General features: G+C 28.8%; 1 protein-coding gene. It reads right to left on the reverse strand.

What is annotated here, in order from left to right:
* Positions 1-135: 135 nt before the first annotated feature.
* The coding region (locus KGF38_RS19950) for a histidine kinase (RefSeq protein ID WP_227832696.1) at positions 136-1,266 on the reverse strand (1,131 nt) is incomplete at its 5' end.

The raw sequence follows: 1,266 nt of genomic DNA on the forward strand, positions 1-1,266 counted from the left end.
TTAGCTTTAGGGGTTTCCAGCAATTCAAGTAGTATTGGATAGGTTCTATCCTATCTCTACATATAAGTTTCCCTATACGCTGACTATTTTAGCTACTAACTCATGACTAAAGTCACAAGTGTGTGTAGCTATTTTTTAATCAAAGTCATTTCCATAAGCAGATGTAAACTTTGTATATATTAAAGACAATCCATGACCATTATTACTACGAATACCTGCTTTTATTTTGTCTATACTATTTTCCTCCAAAATAGTTCCATTATTATGAATTTCCATAATCGCATACTCAGAATCTACTCTTGCAATTATTTCTACTCTTTTTTCTGTATCAATATCTCTAAACCCATGTGTAAAAGCATTTTCTACAATAGGTTGAATAAAGTTAAAAGGTACAGAAAGACTGTATAGCTTCTTAGGAATAAGATAATTTACTTTAAGTGCATCTCCATAGCGTAATTTCTGTAAGTTTAAATAATTTTTAATATATAATATTTCCGATTCTAATTCTACAAAGCGTAAATCAGACCTCATTGTATATCTAAACATTTTAGATAAATCTATTATTGCACTATATAAATCATAACTACCATCATCAAGTGCTATACTTGCCATTGAATTTAGGGTATTAAATAAAAAATGATGATTTATCCTTAAGTTAGTAACCATATCTTGAGCTACTTTTAAATTCATTTCCAGTTGCTCTCCATAATGATATGTTCTTGCAATAGTATTCTCCTTTTCTTGCAAATCCTTTCTTATATCATTGAATGAACAAAAATTTATTATGTTTTTAGATATTTGTTTTAAGAGACGTTTTATACTTCTAGCAGCACCTTCTGGTATATCATATAAATTACTATGTGTTGTATCTAAGTTTAAATCAGATAATAATACATATCCACCCCTTATGACGCCTATACTATTGTTTTTATACAGTATTGGGATGTTATATATTGTTATCCCATGCTTACATACAAATTGGTTACCACTTTTTCGATTCATACAATCACAATTTTGAGGAAATTTCATAGGATTACATTTTTCAAAGCAAAATAAAGGAAAGTAAGGATTTTTTAAAACTATATTCCATGAATCATCATATATAATCAATGGAATTTTAAATGGGTCTATAAATTGACCACGAATTGATTCTATTGCTGCATATAAGTTTAAAGTACTTTCGCTATAATTTCTGAACCTCCCATGACTAAAGTCACAGGGTTCCTGTTTCATAGAATCTTGCATACTGAAATATGTCTTACCAAT

The sequence above is a fragment of the Clostridioides sp. ZZV14-6387 genome (assembly GCF_020657835.1).
GTDB classification, from domain to species: domain Bacteria; phylum Bacillota; class Clostridia; order Peptostreptococcales; family Peptostreptococcaceae; genus Clostridioides; species Clostridioides difficile_A.